Here is a 14911-nt window from a genome sequence, read left to right as displayed (position 1 = left end):
ATCCCTTCAAGTCCAGGCACCAGGGCGCCATCGTCAGGGAATGGGCACAGACCCCAGGATCTCAGCCCGCAGGCTGGATCTCTTCGTCCCGCTTGGGCCAGGCATTGATCACCGCCTTGACCAGGGTGGCCAGGGGAATGGCGAAGAAGACGCCCCAAAAGCCCCACAGGCCGCCAAACACCAACACGGCGATGATGATCACCACGGGGTGCAGGTTGACCGCCTCCGAGAAGAGCAGGGGCACCAGCAGGTTGCCGTCGAGGGCCTGGATCACCAGGTAGGCGACCATCAGCCAGGCAAACTCGGGGGTGAGTCCCCACTGGAACAGGGCCACCATGGCCACCGGCACCGTCACCACGGCCGCGCCTATGTAGGGGATGAGCACCGAGAGGCCGACCGCCACCGCCAGCAGGGCGGAGTAACGCAGCCCCATCAGGGCGAAGGGGAGATAGGTGGCGATGCCGACGATGAGGATCTCGATCACCTTGCCCCGGATATAGTTGATGATCTGATCGTTCATCTCCACCCAGACCCTGTTGACCAGGGTGCGGTTGCGGGGCAGGAAGCGGCGCAGCCCCCCCAGCAGCACGCCCTTGTCCTTGAGCATGAAAAAGACCATCAGCGGCACCAGGATCAGGTAGATGAGCAGGGCGACCAGGTTGATGAGGGAGCTCAGGGAGGCGGTCACCAGCTTCTCGCCACCGCTCAGGATGCGCTGGCGTATGTTGTCGATCAGCGTCTCCACCAGGCTGATGTCGATGAGCTCTGGGTACTTCTCTGGCAGGGTGCGCACCGCGTCCTGGGCATGGGCCAGCATGGCGGGGGACTCCTTGGCCAGATTGATCCCCTGACTGAACAGGGTCGGCACCAGGCCGAGCAGGGCCAGCACGGCGAGCACCAGAAACAGCAGCAGCACCAGGGCGGTGGCCGGGGTGCGGCCCAGGCCCAGTCGCTGCAAGCGGCTCACCGGCCACTCCAGCAGATAGGCCATCACCACGGCCACCAGCAGGGGCGCCAGGATGTCGCCAAACAGCCAGAGGGTCGCAAAGCAGAACAGCAGCAGCAGGAACAGGGTGACGGCGTTGGGATCGGAGAATCGGGTCTGATACCAGCGCTTCAGGACTTCAAACATGGGTACTCCTCAACAACAGGGTGGCTCCCCGACCGTCAATTGCAGCTGCAAGTGCGCAGGGGTCTGCCGACACAGCACCACGGTATGGCCCTGGCGCGTCAGATAGGCCGGAATGTCCCGTCGCGAGCCGGGATCGGCTAGGCTGATGGCCAGGATTTGGCCCGGTCTGGCCTGACGCAGCCAGAGTTTGACCATGATGAGCGGCTCGGGACAGCGATAGGGGGTCAGATCCAGATGCTCCATAACGGCTCCAGCGGGTGAGACGCCGTTATTATGGCCGCGATGGGGGCCTGAAACAACGCTTGTGGGGCGCCGGGGGCGAGGGTATCCTGCCGAAGACCCTATTTGGAGATAGCGATAACGTGGCACGTTTTTCCCCCCTGACGGCAAGCATTCCCCTGTTGTTCTCCCTGATGAGCGCCAGCTTCACCGCCCAGGGCAACAACCAGCTGCCCGACATCGGCACCGCCGGCGTCGCGGCCCTGCCCATCGAGCAGGAGGTGCGCTACGGCAATGCCTTCATGCGTTTCGCCCGCGCCGGTCTGCCCGTTATCGACGACCCCGTGCTCAACCAGTACATTGACGACCTGGGTCAGCGACTGCTCACCAACGCCGACGGGGTGCGCTTCCCGTTCACCTTCTTCCTGGTCAACGATCCCAGCATCAACGCGGCGGCCTTCCTCGGCGGCCGGGTCAAGATACACACTGGTCTGTTCCTCTACGCCGACAGCGAGAGCGAACTTGCCTCCGTGCTGGCCCATGAAATCACCCACGTGACCCAGCGCCACATCGCCCGCTATCTCGAGTCCCAGGCGAGCAGCACCGCCATGACCCTGGCCGGTCTGGTGGGCTCCATCGCCCTGGCGGTGATCAACCCCACCGCCGGCATCGCCGCCCTGCAGACCACCCTTGGCCTCTCCATGCAGTCGGCCATCAACTACACCCGGGACAACGAGTACGAGGCGGACCGCATCGGCATGAAGACGCTGTATGACGCCGGTTTCGACCCCAGCGGCATGGCGACCTTCTTCCAGAAGCTGGCGGCGGAGTACCGCTATGCCAGCAAGCCCCCCGAGATGCTGCTGACCCACCCCCTGCCGGAGACCCGTATCGCCGAGGCCCGCGCCCGGGCCGCCAGCTATGGCACGCGCAACCTGGCCCCCAGCCTGGACTTCTGGTTCGCCAAGGTGCGGATCCAGACCCGCTTCGGCACTGAGCGCCAGGCCGCCCTGCTCACCTTCTTCGAGCAGCGCATCGCCAAGGGGGATTACCCGCAAAAGGATGCCGCCCTCTATGGCAAGGCCCTGGTGCTGCTCCAGCTCAAGCGCATCGATGAGGCCGATCTCATCATCAAGGAGCTGGCCAGCCGCCACCCCGAGGATCTCTTCATCCTGGATGGCCAGACTGACATCGATCTCGCCAAGGGGCGCGGCAGCCAGGCCATCGCCCGCCTCGAGCAGTTCAGGCGCCGGATGCCCGACAACGAGGTGGTGGTCATCAACCTGGGCAACGCCTACCTGGAGAGCGGCAATGCCGCCAAGGCCATCGCCATCCTGGACCCCTACGCCCGGGAGCATGAGGAGAGCAGCCTGACCTGGGGCCTGCTGGCGGATGCCTATCGCAAGGCGGGCCGGCTGGAGGAGCTGCACATGGCGCGGGCCGAGACCCTCTCCCTGCGGGGGGACTACCAGGCCGCCATCGACGAGCTGATCGTGGCCCGCGGCAATACCAGCAACAAGCTGAGCCTGGCACGCATCGAGGCGAGGATCACCGAGCTGGAACGGGAAAAGAAGGCCCTGGAGAGCCTCAAGCGGTAAGGGGCTGGCCGTGGGAAAGGGCGCAGTGGGTGACCACTGCGCCCTTTTTGTTGTCTGAGCGCTCCCTCATGGCCGAGGAAGCATCAGGGCCGCGAGCCGCGCCTCATCGAGCTCCCCCACCAGGGTCTGCACCAGCTTGCCATCGCCATCGAGCAGGTAGCTGGTGGGCAGCTGGCCCGGGCGCGGGAAGGGCAGGGGGGCGCCGCCATCATTGCGCTGCATGATGGGCACCCGGATGTCGTGGCGGCGGGCGAGCTCGCCGAGCTCGGCCGGGGTCATGGCATCGAAGCTCAGGGCCAGCACCTGCACCCGCCCCTCGGCGTGCAGGGCGTTGAGCAGGGGCATCTCCCGCAGGCAGGGGGCGCACCACTGGGCGAAGTAGTTGACCAGGAGCGGCTTGCCCGCAAACTGGCTCAGGCTGACCGCCTCGCCCCTGGCATTGCTCAGCTCGGCCGGGGGGCGGCAGGCGGCCAGCAGACAGACCAGGGCCAGCATCCAGATGGTTCTCGGCATCCTTCCCTCCTCGTGTGCGGTTGACGTCGTGACGGACCCGCGCCCGTGAGGGGGCTGTCCTGGCACAAGTTGATAACGGTCCGGTTTCATTTCATCAATGGGAGACGGCCCCCCGGCTTTGCCATACAATAGCGCCGTTTCTTTCCCTCTCATGCGATAAATCAGGGAGTTATCATGAGCGAGACCCAAATTTACCACAATCCACGTTGCTCCAAGAGCCGTGAGACCCTGGCCCTGCTCGAGCTGCACGGCATCCAGCCCGAGGTGGTGCTCTATCTGGAGCAGGCCCCGAGCGAGGCGACCATCCGCACCCTGCTGACCCAGCTGGGCTTTGCCGATCCCCGCCAGCTGATGCGCACCAAGGAAGATCTCTACAAGGAGTTGGGGCTGGGGGAGGCGAGCGGCGATGCACTCATTCGCGCCATGCACCAGCATCCCAAGCTCATCGAGCGTCCCATCGTCATCTGCAAGGGGCAGGCCCGCATCGGTCGTCCCCCCGAGCAGGTGCTGGAGATCCTCAAGTGACCACCTTTGCCGCCCGTCTGCTGACCCTGGTCGGCTTCCTCGGCCTGCTGGCCTGGGTCATCATCTGGCACGTCTGGCTCTCTCCCCACCCGGATCTCAACCCCTGGCTGCTGCCGGTGATCTGGACCGTGCCCCTGTTGTTCCCCCTCAAGGGCATACTCCAGGGCAACCCCTACACCCACGCCTGGGGCAACTTCGTGCTGATGCCCTACTTCCTCCATGCCCTGACGCTCATCACCACGGATGAAGGGGAGCGCTGGCTGGCGGTGGTGGAGCTGGTGTTCACCATCCTCGCCTTCGTCGGCACCATCTATTATGCCCGCCTGCGGGGCCGCGAGCTGGGCCTGAGCATTCGCAAGAAGAAAGAGCAGGCCTGAGTCAGCCCCTTAAGCCAAACGCATAAAAAAGGCCCCATAAGGGGCCTTTTTACCATCCGACAGGATCAGAGCGTGTTCTTGTAGATCTTGCCGTCTTTCATGATCACCTTGAAGTTGTTGGCCGGATCGGCCACCAGGGCGAGCTCCTTGAGCGGGTCGCCATTGACCAGCAACAGGTCGGCCAGCGCCCCCGCTTCCACCACTCCCAGCTTGCCCGGGTAGGGGCTGCGCAGACCCGAGAGGGCCAGCAGTTCGGCGTTGTCATGGGTCGCCATCTTCAGTACCTCGGCCGGGGTGTACCAGGTGCCCATCTTGGCCAGCATGGTGCCCTGATCGGCGGCTGCCTGGGCGCTGAACAGGGCATCGGTACCAAAGGCGGTCTTGATGCCGTACTTCTTGGCCATGGCATAGGCGTGGTCCGTGCCCTTGTACATCTCAAGCTGCTTCAGACGGTTGGCCGAGCCCTCCGGGAAGGGGGACTTGCGATCGTCGGTGAAGGGCTGCAGGCTCCACCAGACCTTCTTCTCGGCCATCAGCTTGGCGGTGTCCTCGTCGAGCATCTGACCGTGGTCGATGCACTTGACGCCGGCCTCGATGGCCTGGCGCACCGCCTTCGGGGTATAGGCGTGCACGGTCACATAGGTGCCCCAGTTGTCGGCGGCCTCCACGGCGGCGCGGATCTCCGGCACCGAGTACTGGGCCACGTCGATGGGATCATAGTTGGAGGCGACGCCACCACCTGCCATCACCTTGATCTGGGAGGCGCCCAGCGCCAGCTGCTCCCGGGCACGCTGACGCACCGCATCCGGGCTGTCGGCGACCATGGCCGCATTGGCCTTCTCGCTGAAGGAGTACAGCCCCGCCAGGGCCGGCAGCTCGTTGGGCAGGCGGAAGTCACCATGGCCACCTGACTGGGAGATCATGGCGCCGGCCGGCCAGATGCGCGGGCCATTGGTCAGGCCCATGTCGATCCCTTTCTTGAGGCCGTACACGGGACCGCCAAGGTCACGGGCGCTGGTGAAGCCGCGCAGCAGCATGTCGTTGGCGGCCTTGGTCGCCGCCACCGTGGTGAAGGTGATGTCATTGGTCAGCACGGCGATTTGTGGCAGGGTGGCGAACATCAGGTGGGTATGGGCGTCGATGAGACCCGGCATCAGGGTCTTGCCCTGGCCGTCGATGCGCAGCACCTCCCCTTCTACCTTGATGTCGCCCTGACTGATCTTGCTGATCAGGTTGCCTTCCACCAGCACCGAGGAGGGGGCGCTGAGGGTACTCCCCTTGCCATCGAAGATGCGAACGTTTTCAAACAAAATGGCGGACTTGGTCGGCTCGGCGGCATGAGCCGAACCACCCGCCAGCAGGGCGCCGCACAGGGCGCTACAGAGCAATCGCAATGACATGAAGAGATCTCCTTGGGTCTTGAGGGAAGGGATTCTAGTCTAGCCCCGCGCTATCGGCCTGAATCCAGACTGAACGAAACAGCAGTTTCCTCTTTTTTTGGGTTCCAGAACAGCCTCCATTCTGCGGGCACCCCTCTCACCCCTCCGGGTTGTCGGGCGTTTCCGCTTCACAAGTCACCCAAACGAGCCCCATGGCTGGTGCGCCGTCATCGGCCCTGTGACAACCGGTCTGGAGGGGTCGCCCTGGCGGCGATCATGGTCGCCAGGTGGCGCGATAGTGGGCGAGCTGGCGCGCGCTGTGGCCCATCAGTTGGGGATAGAAGCGCAGGAAACCCTGCTCGCTGGCGTGCCAGGCCTCCTCGTCCAGGGTGGCGAGGGCCTGACCCAGGGGGAGTGGGCGGCGCAGGCGGCGGCCGATGCCATCGAGGGCCAGATCCAGCCCCTCCCGCTGTCGGTAGGAGGCGATCCAGTCCTGCTCCGCCATCCGCTTGAGGGGCAGCGGCAGTCCATCCGGCAAGGCATGGTGATCCGCCAGCAGCTGCGCATAGCTGGTATGCAGGAAGCGGGGCAGGGGATCCGGGCAAAATTGCGGCCAGTGGCCACAGAGCCAGTGGTCGTAGAGCATGTCCACCAGGATGCCGCCAAAGCGGCGCCAGGGGAGCGCGAAGCGGGCGACCGCCGCCCTGTGCTCCGGGTGGGCGTCGGTGAAAGCGTCTATCTTGCGGTGCAGCCAGATCCCCTCATCGAAATGGGCCGCAAGGCCAGTGGGCAAGGGGCCCTTGATAAAATCCCCCAGCAGATTGCCGGTGAGGGAACTTCGGGTATGGGCCGCCAGATGGAGGTGTGCCAGAAAATTCATGGGGAAGCGGGAGGGACCTTGGCTGGGGTGACTGCTGGTGAGCCTAGCGGATCTGGCGCCCCTTGCCTATGACGGCGGACGGAGCGGGGCCGGGCACAGGGCCCGGCCCGGTGGGGACGGCTCAGATGGCCAGGAAGGCGAGGATCAGGATGGGGCCCAGCAGGCTCAGGATAAAGCCGGAGACGATGGCGATGGGCACCATGGTGATGCCCCCGGCGCGCTGGATCACCGGCAGGGTGAAGTCCAGGGCGGTGGCGCCGCCGTATCCCACCGCCGCCGAGGGGTGGTGGCGCATCAGCATGGGAATGATGAGGATGGCGATGAGTTCACGGCCCAGATCGTTGAGGAAGGCCGCCGAGCCCAGCACTGGCCCCAGCTTGTCGGCCACCAGGATGCCGGAGAGCGAATACCAGCCGAAGCTGGAGCTCATGGCCAGCCCGTGGGCAAAGGGCATGCCCAACAGCTGTGAGGCCAGCAGACTGCCAAACCAGCTGGTGAGGATGACCACGGCCGCTATCTTCATGCCCCAGGGGTTGAGCAGGATCTGGCGCAGGCGCATGCCGGAGTTGCGCATCTGGATGCCGATGAGCAGCAGCAGCAACATCAGCGCCCACTCGCTCCACTTGTCGATGGGCAGGGTGCGCAAGTCCACCAGCAGCCCCAGCAGCACGCCGCCGAGCACCACGAAGCAGAGCTGGAGAGACTCCCACAAGAGGTGCAGCTTGCTCAGCATCTTGCCGTCGCTCGCCTCATGGGTGGGCGGACTACGCCTGTCTAGCCACCAGAGCGCCAGCAGGTTGCAGGCGGTGATGGCGGCGAGCATCACCCCGGCCACCTTGAAGATCACCGCCAGGTTACTGCCGAGGTTCTCCACGTAGGCGAGCCCCAGCCCCATCAGGAACAGGATGAGATAGACCATCTTGCCCAGCGACTGATTGACCAGCTTGATGAGCCGCTGACTGGAGAGGGGAACAAGATAGCCGATGGCCAAGGGTAACAGGATCAGCAACACATTCAGCAACATTGGGGCCTCGGTCACAAAACTGGGAAAAACGGCACCTTATCACGACTTGTTGCATCTGTGTCACATATCCGTGTATTTGAATGCCCCAGACGGGGCTTTTTTATCACATTGTTATGTTTTTTCGATGACTGACGAAATGGACTGGCTGCGTGAAACGGGGGATCATCACCAGTAAAATCAATTCCATCCTCATATAATTGTGCGATGGCTTCACCAGAGGAGGATGAATAAAGTCGTTTTGGGTGACATCTGGTGTGGATAGTGGAATATTCTTGCCAGTAGGGCGTTGCAGGTATAAAAGTGCGGTATCCGAGAACCGACTGAAAATGGATTTTATGCAGACAAAGTGCTGAAAAATACCGATGAGGCCAATAAAAATACAGATAAAACACCAAATACCTCGGTTCTGTATTGTTTTTTGACTACCTGAATGATATTTTCGCTGAAGGTTGCCATCGGTTAACGTTTTGTTAAATGGACGATGGTGGGATCACGCCGTAGCGGCGTCTAGGGACAGACAAGGTTGTAATGGATGAGCGACGTTGCCGCACTGGAAGTTCGTGAACTGCACAAGTATTTTGGCACCCACGAAGTGCTCAAGGGCATCGATATGACGGCCCACAAGGGGGATGTGATCTCCCTGATCGGCTCCTCGGGTTCGGGGAAGTCGACCTTTCTACGCTGTATCAATCTGCTGGAAACCCCCTCTTCCGGCACGGTTTCCCTCCATGGCGAACTGATCCGCATGAAAAGCAATCGGGCCGGTGAGCGCCTGCCTGAGGACATGCGTCAGGTGGAGCGGATCCGCAGCCGTCTGGCCATGGTGTTCCAGAGCTTCAACCTCTGGTCGCACATGACCATCATGCAGAACATCATCGAGGTGCCCATCCAGGTGCTCAAGGTACCCCGTGCCGAGGCCATCGCCAAGGCGGAGCTGCTGCTCAACCGTGTGGGTCTGTGGGAGCGGCGCGACTACTACCCCGGTCATCTGTCCGGCGGCCAGCAGCAGCGGGCGGCCATTGCCCGGGCGCTGGCGGTGGATCCCGAGGTGATGCTGTTCGATGAACCCACCTCGGCGCTCGATCCCGAACTGGTGGGGGAGGTGCTTGGCCTGATGCGCGAGCTGGCCGAGGAGGGGCGCACCATGCTGGTGGTCACCCACGAGATGTCGTTTGCCCGTGACGTCTCCAACAAGGTCATGTTCCTGCATCAGGGGCGGGTGGAGGAGGAGGGCAATCCCAAGGAGATCTTCGCCCATCCCAAGTCGGAGCGATTCAAGCAATTCATCTCTTCCATCTATTGATGGACGGGCTGTATTTTCAACAATCTGCGTTTTCAATGATCGACGTGTTTATCAAGGAGAGATACATGAACAAGCTGATGCTGGCGACTGCCGTGATGACGGCCCTGTGTTCCGGTAGCCTGATGGCCAAGGAGTGGAAAGAGGTGCGGATCGGGGTGGAAGGTGCCTATCCTCCCTTCTCCTGGACCGAACCGAGCGGCGAGGTGAAAGGCTTCGACATCGACATCGCCAACGCCCTGTGCGAAGAGATGAAGGTGAAGTGCACCCTGGTCAAGCAGGACTGGGACGGCATCATTCCGGCGCTGTTGTCGCGCAAGTATGACGCCATCATCGCCACCATGGACATCACCGAAGAGCGCAAGAAGAAGGTGGACTTCACCCAGAAGTACCAGCACATTCCGGCCCGCTTCGCCGCCAAGAAAGGCACTGACGTGCAGCTCGACAAGGCCTTCATGGATGGCAAGACCATTGCCGTGCAGCGCGCCACCTCCATGGACACCTACATCACCGACAACTTCCCCAACGCCACCATCAAGCGCTACGGCACCGCAGACGAAGCCTATCTCGATCTGAAATCCGGCCGGGTTGACTACGTGATGGCCGACTCCGCCGCCATCAGCGATGGCCTGCTGAAGAAAGAGGGTGGCGATGCCTACGAGTTCGTCGGCCCGAAACTGACCGATCCCAAGTGGTTTGGCGAGGGTGCCGGCATCGCGGTACGCAAGGCAGACAAGGATCTGAAAGAGAAATTCAATGCCGCCATCCTGGCCCTGCGCGCCAACGGCAAGTACAAGGAAATCAACGACAAGTACTTTGATTTCGACGTGTACGGCGAGTAACCCCGAGGCGCGCTACCCCGGGTAGCCGCCGAAGGGATTGCGGCGAATCATCACGACAGGTTGACCCTCGTCTGTAGTCACCGGGCCCGTTGTCTCTCGCAAGGGAGCGATGGGCCCGCTTAGTTGCAATGGAGCTGCATGTGTTTGGTTTGAAAGGATATTGGGACGGGCGATCCCGCTCAATGCGTTGCAATGGAGCCGCATATGTTTGATTTGAAAGGATACGAAACCTCCCTGCTGGAGGGGGCCTGGGTCACCCTGGAGGTGGCATTGGCCTCTCTGCTGCTGGCGCTGCTGCTGGGCATTCTGGGTGCGCTGGCCAAGCTTTCCCCCTACAAGTGGGCGCGCGGCATCGCGACCGCCTACACCACCGTCATTCGCGGCATCCCGGATCTGGTGCTGATGATGCTGCTGTTCTTCGGCGGCCAGGTGCTGATCAACGGGATCTGCAGCTGGGTCAACGAGGCCTACAACAACTACCTGCTGGAGAGCAACCCGAGCCAGGAGTGGGTCTCCCTGCTGCCGGATTACATCGACATCAGCCCGTTTGCGGCCGGGGTCGCCACCATCGGCTTCATCTTCGGCGCCTACATGACCGAGACCTTCCGCGGCGCCATCCTGGCGGTGGACAAAGGGGAGCTCGAGGCGGCGCGCGCCTTTGGCATGCGGGCGACCCAGGTGTTTGTGCGGATCCTCTTCCCCCAGATGATGCGCCACGCCCTGCCGGGGTTTGGCAACAACTGGCTGGTACTGCTGAAAACCACGGCGCTGGTCTCCATCATCGGGCTCGATGACATGGTGCGCAAGGCGTCGCTGGCGGCGGGCTCGACCCAGCAGCCCTTCACCTTCTACATGGCGGTGGCGCTGATCTTCCTGATCTTCACCGCAGTCTCCACCTCGGCGCTTAAGTGGGCCGAGCGTCACTACGCCATCAAGACGAGGTAAGCCATGTCGTATTCAATGCAGTCGTTCGTTTACTGTGATCGTCGCGGTGTCAGTGACGAGCGTATCTACATCACGATCAAGATGAGGTAAGCCATGGATTTCTCGATCATTCTCACGGAGTGGCCCACCTATTGGGAGGGTTTCTACACCACCATCTGGCTGGTGGCTGTATCCCTCATGCTCGGCCTCATGCTGGCGGTGCCCATGGGCATTCTGCGCAACAGCCGCAACTGGCTGATCAAGGGGCCGATCTGGGCCTATATCTATTTCTTCCGCGGCACTCCGCTGCTGGTGCAGCTGTTCATCATCTACTACGGCGCCGCCCAGTGGGAGTGGCTGAAAAACGGCCCCGCCTGGGCGCTCTTCTCCGAGGCCTGGTTCTGCGCCCTGCTGGCGTTTACCCTCAACACCGGTGCCTACACCGCCGAGATAGTGCGCGGCGCCGTGCTGAACATGCCAAAGGGACAGATCGAGGCGGCCAATGCGTTTGGCATGAGCCGCTGGCAGACCCTCACCCGCATCATCCTGCCCAACTCGTTTCGCCGTGCGCTGCCCGCCTACAGCAACGAGGTGATCTTCATGCTGCAGGGCTCGGCGGTGGCGGGCATCATCACCATCGTCGACCTGACCGGTGCGGCGCGGATCATCAACTCCCGCTACTACAGCCCGTTCGAGGCGTTCCTGACCGCCGGCCTGCTCTACATGCTGCTCACCTTCGCCATCGTCTGGCTGTTCAAGAAGTGGGAGGCCCGCTGGCACGCGCACCTGCGTCCCCGCAGCGTCTGACCTGATACAAAAACCAGAGACAAAAAAGCCCGCAGTTGCGGGCTTTTTCTTGCTCGGCATGAGCTAGAGCATGGTCACCGGAGTGAGCATCTCCTCGGTCAGGAGGCAAAATGCACTCAGGATGGCCAAGGCCCCGACAACGCCGGAAGGTGTTGCCGCGCGTTGACTCTTCTGGGCAGAGAGGGCCTGCACATTGTGCTGCTGGATCTTCTCCACCACGGCCATGGCACCCATGTCCAGATGACGGTAGAAGCTGGCATTGAGCTGGGTCAGATGCAGCAATGACTGGCGCATCCGTTCGAAGGTCTTTTTGCAAACCGGATCTTGTTTGTGCCAAAACCCCTCAAGGGAGCCTCTTGTCGTCAGACCTGGCAGATCATAGAGGGCCCGCCCCATGCAGAAGGTCGGCACATGGTGCAACAGGGCGGAGAGGCCTACCGTGCTGTTGATGGTGATAACCCCTTTGAGCAGTGGATAGAGGGTGGGCAGTGGCAGCTCATAGCCATAGAACACCCGCCCTTCCAGCCCGAGCAGTGTCACCAACCGGTTGATCTGGGATTGATAACTGACATAGCCCCGATCCATGGGGTGGTGCTTGAACAGCAACACATCCTCGCGGCGGGCGTGCTCGGCGAAGGAGTTCATCACCTGGGCAACCATCTCTTCCACCCCGCTCAAATCCGAATGCTCCCGGATCTGAAAGTCTTCGGTGACCTGCAGCGGCACGAAGAAGATATGCCCCTTGTGCCGGGGCAGGGCCTTGAGCAGGGAGTGGTCGCTCCATCTGTGTTTCCACTTCACCAGGCCCCCAGCCACCCAGCCCCTGGCCTCCTGATAGAGACTCCAAGGCCTGTGATTGACGAAATGGGGGTAGCGCCAGCGCAACAGGTTCTTGTTGATGTGGTAGCGGCTGGCATACCAGGCCCGGCGGGCGAAGGTCTTGCCCACCTTCAGCGGCGCCTCATAAGGCGCTGGCCATGTCATCTCGACCAGCGAATCACGCTTGGCATAGAGCGGGCTGAAGGCATTGACGCCCCCTTGTTCCAGGGTCACGAAGTCGGGACGCAGATAGCCCTCCTCCATGGCCCAGACACGGATTTTTTTCAGCTTGCAGATACGGATGGCCTGCTGATGGTAGTAACGGCAATCACCGTAACAGATGAGACTGTCGATGCCATGGCGCTTGATGAAGCGGCGAAAGAAGGTGTTCCAGGTATCCGGCTTGCCGGTGAAGCGTTCGCTATGGCCCACGCAGCGCCAGCACTCATCCCCCCCGTTGAAATGGATCTTGTAGACCTCGTGGCCGGCGTCGGAAAGCGCCTGGCTGAGGGTCTGAAAGAAGGGGCCCAGCGGTCCTTGCAGCAGCAAAATCTTCATGTACGACTTATCTCATCAACTGGGGAAGGGAGGGGCGTTGCAGCAGGGTCTGCACCAGATAACTCAGCTTGACTTGCCAGCGTTGCCAGCGGCTCGACTTGCGGGTAGATGATTGGCCTTGTGCGGCCAGTTGGCGGATCAACTGCTCCGGACTTATCCAGAGTCCGCTCTGCCAATCGATATAGAGCGGATAGGCTACCAGGGTCAGATAGACCAGTGCCGCCAGGGGGAGCGAGCGCTGGCGCCTGGCCGGGGGATGGGCATCCGTGGTCAGCCCCCAGCCGCTGTAGAAGGGCTGGCCCCAGGTCGTCACCTTGACCCCTTGCACCAGCGCCTCGAAGCCGCTCAGGGAAGTCATGGTGTGCAGCTCGTCCACGTGGGGATAGAGGCTGGTCAGGCCGATATCCAGCACCTGGCTGTCCACGCACTCCGCCAGGCAGGCCGTAGAAATGGCCCCGGCCCGATTGCCCGCCACCACATCCGGGTGGGGTTTGTAGAGGATGTGGGCCTCTGGCTTGGCGGCGCGCACCGCCCACAGCAACTGCTCGTTGCTGCGAATGGTCGGGCTGCCGGTCAGGATGGAGGCATCCCCATCCACCTGACCCACCACCAGCACCAGGGGACGGCCATCGGCGGGGGGCGTGAAGTGCGCCGGGGCGCCGACATTGTATTTGCTCACCTTGTTTTCGCGCAGCAGGGTGAGCAGTTGCTCACCCCGGTCGAGCTGTGACCGGGTCAGCTCCTGGTAATTGAGCAACTGCTCGAGCCCGCTGGGGCTGCGGCTGTCGAAATAGATCCCGACCGGATCCAGCGACAGGGAAGAGGGGCGACACAGGTTGGAGCCAAGCCCCTTGGAGCGGATAAAGCCATCTTCCACCCGAATGGCCGAGGTGAGCTCGGGGTAACGACTGCCCCACACCAGCACCTGCTCGTCACCGGTCAGCCGTTTTGGCGGCTTGCGCACAAAGCAGAGTTCCTCGGCCAGGGGCCGGCAGAAGGCCTGCATAAAGGCGCGCTTCCACAAGGAGAACCCCACCAGATAGAGCCTGCGCCAGCGGGGAGCGGCCTTCTGCTGACGGGCGATGATGGCGATCACCTCTTCCACCTCGCAGCGTTGGCCAAGCACGGGATCCAGATAGCGGGGATAGCAGATCAGCGCCGCCGCCACCAGTTGGGCCAGTGACACCTGAACGTTGCGGCGTTCACACGGTTTGTTGTCCTGGGTCAGGCCCCAACCCGCATAAAACGGCATGCCGAAGCAATACACCGATTTGCCGAGCAGCAGCGCCTCGAAGCCAAGCTGGGATGACACCGTGTAAACGGCGTCCACCAGGTTGAGCAGGGCATGGGGATGACAATGGTCGGCAACGATCTCTACATCCCTCAGTTTCAATCTGGCCAGCACGCCACTCTTCTTGCCAAAGCGGGTATCCGGGTGGGTGCGAAGCATTAGGCGGGCATCGGGGTGATTGCGCCGTGCCGCCTCCACCATGGCGATAAAGTCCGCCTCGCTGGCCAGGGCGCCGGGAATGGAGAGATCCCCGGCCACCTGATCCACCAGTAAGACTCTGGGCCTGCCATCTTGCAGCAGGCGCTGGGCCAGCGCCACAGGCAGCCCGGCGACATCCTTCGCCGTCAGGCTGGTCGCCGAACAAGAAGAGAGAGAGGTGGGTCGCCCGGCATAGCAGTTGTATTTGGTGACCCCAAGGCGCACCAGTTCATGGACAAGCCGCTCGGCTCGCGCCAGCATGGCGGCGTCACAGGGGGTGGCGATCAACTGTTCAAGCTGGCTGGGCTGGCGGGCATCGTAATAGATACCGATCGGATCGGCGATAAGGGACACCGCCTTGCCGCCCTTGGCCGGATGGCCGATATAGCCGATAAAGCCATCTTCCAGCTGCCAATAAGGCAGACCCAATTCCTGTGCCTGCTGCTTAATCTGACGGGTATTGGCTTTTTGGCCCCAGCCAGCGAACAGATCGTCGGCCATCAATTGTGACTGTGATGTATAACG

General features: G+C 62.3%; 15 protein-coding genes. 7 read left to right on the top strand and 8 right to left on the bottom strand.

Annotated features, from left to right (window positions below; all coding sequences use genetic code 11):
- Positions 1 to 61 precede the first annotated feature (61 nt).
- Complete coding sequence (locus ACLHZ1_RS09345) at positions 62 to 1132, bottom strand: AI-2E family transporter (RefSeq protein WP_427261857.1); 1071 nt, start codon at positions 1130 to 1132, stop codon at positions 62 to 64.
- 9 nt (positions 1133 to 1141) lie between these two features.
- On the bottom strand, positions 1142 to 1375 hold the full coding sequence (locus ACLHZ1_RS09340; protein ID WP_427261856.1) for a sulfurtransferase TusA family protein: 234 nt from the start codon (positions 1373 to 1375) through the stop codon (positions 1142 to 1144).
- Between the two features lie 119 nt (positions 1376 to 1494).
- On the opposite strand from ACLHZ1_RS09340, the gene ACLHZ1_RS09335 reads away from it, so the two are divergent.
- On the top strand, positions 1495 to 2949 hold the full coding sequence (locus ACLHZ1_RS09335; protein WP_427261855.1) for a M48 family metalloprotease: 1455 nt from the start codon (positions 1495 to 1497) through the stop codon (positions 2947 to 2949).
- Positions 2950 to 3015: 66 nt separating this feature from the next.
- Here ACLHZ1_RS09335 and ACLHZ1_RS09330 read toward each other — a convergent pair whose 3' ends face one another.
- Complete coding sequence (locus ACLHZ1_RS09330; RefSeq protein ID WP_427261854.1) at positions 3016 to 3462, bottom strand: TlpA family protein disulfide reductase; 447 nt, start codon at positions 3460 to 3462, stop codon at positions 3016 to 3018.
- A 174-nt stretch (positions 3463 to 3636) separates the two neighbouring features.
- Here ACLHZ1_RS09330 and arsC point away from each other — a divergent pair, with 174 nt between their 5' ends.
- Positions 3637 to 3987: an arsenate reductase (glutaredoxin) gene (gene arsC / locus ACLHZ1_RS09325; RefSeq protein WP_427261853.1), complete on the top strand. Its 351-nt coding sequence runs from the start codon at positions 3637 to 3639 to the stop codon at positions 3985 to 3987.
- A complete protein-coding gene (locus ACLHZ1_RS09320) occupies positions 3984 to 4364 on the top strand; it encodes a DUF2069 domain-containing protein (RefSeq protein WP_041996473.1) in 381 nt (126 codons plus the stop codon). The genes arsC and ACLHZ1_RS09320 overlap by 4 nt, the downstream gene beginning before the upstream one ends.
- A 65-nt stretch (positions 4365 to 4429) precedes the next feature.
- Here the strand turns inward: ACLHZ1_RS09320 and ACLHZ1_RS09315 are convergent, their stop codons facing one another.
- The 3 genes from ACLHZ1_RS09315 to ACLHZ1_RS09305 form a co-directional block, all read right to left on the bottom strand.
- Positions 4430 to 5764 carry an amidohydrolase family protein gene (locus ACLHZ1_RS09315; protein WP_427261852.1) on the bottom strand — a complete coding sequence of 445 codons (1335 nt, stop codon included), beginning with the start codon at positions 5762 to 5764 and terminating at the stop codon, positions 4430 to 4432.
- Positions 5765 to 6017: 253 nt separating this feature from the next.
- On the bottom strand, positions 6018 to 6623 hold the full coding sequence (locus ACLHZ1_RS09310; RefSeq protein ID WP_427261851.1) for an ACP phosphodiesterase: 606 nt from the start codon (positions 6621 to 6623) through the stop codon (positions 6018 to 6020).
- A 121-nt stretch (positions 6624 to 6744) separates the two neighbouring features.
- Positions 6745 to 7647, bottom strand: coding sequence for a lysine exporter LysO family protein (locus tag ACLHZ1_RS09305; protein ID WP_427261850.1), 903 nt, complete (start codon positions 7645 to 7647; stop codon positions 6745 to 6747).
- 532 nt (positions 7648 to 8179) lie between these two features.
- Here ACLHZ1_RS09305 and ACLHZ1_RS09300 point away from each other — a divergent pair.
- The 4 genes from ACLHZ1_RS09300 to ACLHZ1_RS09285 all read left to right on the top strand — a co-directional run bounded on the left by ACLHZ1_RS09300 (position 8180) and on the right by ACLHZ1_RS09285 (position 11520).
- Complete coding sequence (locus tag ACLHZ1_RS09300) at positions 8180 to 8950, top strand: ABC transporter ATP-binding protein (protein WP_005332890.1); 771 nt, start codon at positions 8180 to 8182, stop codon at positions 8948 to 8950.
- Positions 8951 to 9015: 65 nt separating this feature from the next.
- Positions 9016 to 9789, top strand: coding sequence for an ABC transporter substrate-binding protein (locus ACLHZ1_RS09295; RefSeq protein WP_041206090.1), 774 nt, complete (start codon positions 9016 to 9018; stop codon positions 9787 to 9789).
- 204 nt (positions 9790 to 9993) lie between these two features.
- On the top strand, positions 9994 to 10734 hold the full coding sequence (locus tag ACLHZ1_RS09290) for an ABC transporter permease (protein WP_427261849.1): 741 nt from the start codon (positions 9994 to 9996) through the stop codon (positions 10732 to 10734).
- A gap of 93 nt (positions 10735 to 10827) precedes the next feature.
- Positions 10828 to 11520: an ABC transporter permease gene (locus ACLHZ1_RS09285; RefSeq protein ID WP_043130022.1), complete on the top strand. Its 693-nt coding sequence runs from the start codon at positions 10828 to 10830 to the stop codon at positions 11518 to 11520.
- 63 nt (positions 11521 to 11583) lie between these two features.
- Here ACLHZ1_RS09285 and ACLHZ1_RS09280 read toward each other — a convergent pair whose 3' ends face one another.
- On the bottom strand, positions 11584 to 12897 hold the full coding sequence (locus ACLHZ1_RS09280; protein ID WP_427261848.1) for a capsule biosynthesis protein: 1314 nt from the start codon (positions 12895 to 12897) through the stop codon (positions 11584 to 11586).
- A 7-nt stretch (positions 12898 to 12904) separates the two neighbouring features.
- Entirely contained in the window at positions 12905 to 14887 is a 1983-nt protein-coding gene (locus ACLHZ1_RS09275; RefSeq protein WP_427261847.1) for a capsular polysaccharide biosynthesis protein, read from the bottom strand.
- Positions 14888 to 14911: the final 24 nt, after the last annotated feature.

Origin of the sequence: Aeromonas sobria (assembly GCF_050266975.1) — a bacterium.
Classification (GTDB): domain Bacteria; phylum Pseudomonadota; class Gammaproteobacteria; order Enterobacterales; family Aeromonadaceae; genus Aeromonas; species Aeromonas sobria_B.
Note: the sequence above shows the minus strand (reverse complement) of the source record. Positions and strands in the feature narration are given on the sequence as shown.